This window comes from Cellvibrio sp. (assembly GCF_053579595.1).
The window spans coordinates 1-1,946 of the sequence record NZ_JBRFPI010000556.1; the positions used below are offsets into that span (position 1 = coordinate 1).

Below are 1,946 nucleotides of genomic sequence, written 5' to 3' on the forward strand. Positions count from 1 at the left end.
TACCTTTATCGATGATGTTGTTATCGGGGAAATCGCCTATATCGGTTCCGGGGATCCATTGGTTCCTGCGATCAGCGCGACCATTTTCACGGGCGCCAGTAGCGGTTGGGAAACTGAGTGGTGGGGTGCAGCAGCGCGTGCAGTTGACGGCTCAACCGGCAACAAAGCCAGCGGTAAACCCGGCATAGCGGACAATCAGGATCTGTGGGTGAGCGTGAATATCGACCCGGATTTTGAAGTGAAGGAAGTGTTGGTTGCAGGCGATAAATCCGCGCCGCGCAGTTTGACCCAGTTCAAAGTGGAATACGGCACCGCCAACAACACCATGATCAACTGGACCAACAGCAATAACGATGGCACCTATGAAGGCTTCACCGGTTTCAGTGCTTATCCACCGGCGAACGAGCGCAACTTCCGCTTCTGGTTCCGTCCACCGGCTGGCCAGGTAGTTGAAGTCGCTGACGTGCAGTTGATGGCAGTTGATTTGAAACCGCACCGTATCTACACCATCAACCTGGATAACGCAGGCAGCATCGCACCAGCGGGCACCCTCCGTTACAGCAAAAACAACACTGACTCGGCGACTTACACCTTCAATCCACCGGCGGGCCAACAAGTCGCCAACGTGATTGTGGACGGTGTTTCTCTGGGCGCGATGAACAGCTACACCTTCAACGCGATCTCCGCGAGCCACACCATTGCAGTGTCGTTCACCGGTTCAGTGCCAGCCTCTTCGGCAGCGAGTTCCAGTGCGCCCTCGTCAACGCCTTCCAGCGTGAGCAGCTCCAGCGCACCGACTTCGGTATTGGTATCGCAAGGTCGCCCGGTCACTGCCAGCACCAGCTTCCAACCTGCCACTAACGCGGTTGATGGCGTGGCCGGTACCCGCTGGGAATCCAACCACGGCGTGAGCCCAAGTTGGTTGATGGTGGATCTGGGTAGCAATCGTTCACTGACCCAAGTAGTTATCGATTGGGAAGCAGCCAACGCCGCTAACTATGAAGTGCAAGGTTCTACCAACGGCACCAGCTGGACGACCTTAAAAACCGTCACCGGCGCCGCTTTTGGCAACCGCACGGATACCCATGTAGTCAGCGGCGCCTATCGCTATGTGCGCGTCTACGCTACTGCACGCAGCACCGGCAACACCTGGGGCTATTCAATCTTTGAATTGAAAGTCTTTGCACAAAGCGCGGCGGCCAGCAGCAGTTCTGCATCAAGCACCGCAACCCCTGCCCTCTTAACACCGGTGAGCGCCAATGCGAGCACCGCGTTAACCGCGGCGAGCAATGCGATTGATAAAAATGGCGGCACTCGCTGGGAGTCGGCACATGCGATTGATCCAAGTTGGTTAACGCTAGATTTAGGTAGCGCAAAAACGCTCACCCAAATTGCTATCGATTGGGAAGCAGCAAATGCTGCCAACTACACAGTGCAAGGCTCTAATGACAATGCTAACTGGGTAGATATCGCCAGCAGAACCGGCGGTGCTTTTGGTACTCGTACCGACATCCTCACACTAAGTGGCAACTACCGCTACGTGCGCATTAACGGCACCGCGCGCAGTGCTGGCAACCAATGGGGTTATTCAATTTGGGAGGTGCGCCTGACAGGATTTTAATTAAAAAACAATTCATTAAAAAACAGTTTCATTATTCGGTCATACCACTAAGCCGCCCGTATTTTTGCGGGCGGCGTTTTTACATAACATCAGAAAAAAAGTACAAAACAAAAAAGCCTTATTAAAAATCAACTAATGGACGAAACAATCATGCACAAGACCAAATCGCTTTTATTATCCAAACCATTTTTATTATCAATGCTACTGTCACTCGGCCTCGGCAGTGCACTCAGCACCCAGGCTGCCGTTATCACTTTCGACGATTTACCCGCAACTGAACTCGATGCAATACCCGATGGTTATCACGGATTTAACTGGGGCTCAT

The 1,946-nt window shown here is 53.0% G+C and carries 1 protein-coding gene; it reads left to right on the top strand.

The genetic code is table 11. From position 1 onward, the window contains the following. Nucleotides 1-1,621, top strand: a 1,621-nt coding sequence (locus ACWA6V_RS21065) for a discoidin domain-containing protein (RefSeq protein WP_449524319.1), incomplete at its 5' end; no start/stop codon positions are given. Nucleotides 1,622-1,946 lie beyond the last annotated feature (325 nt).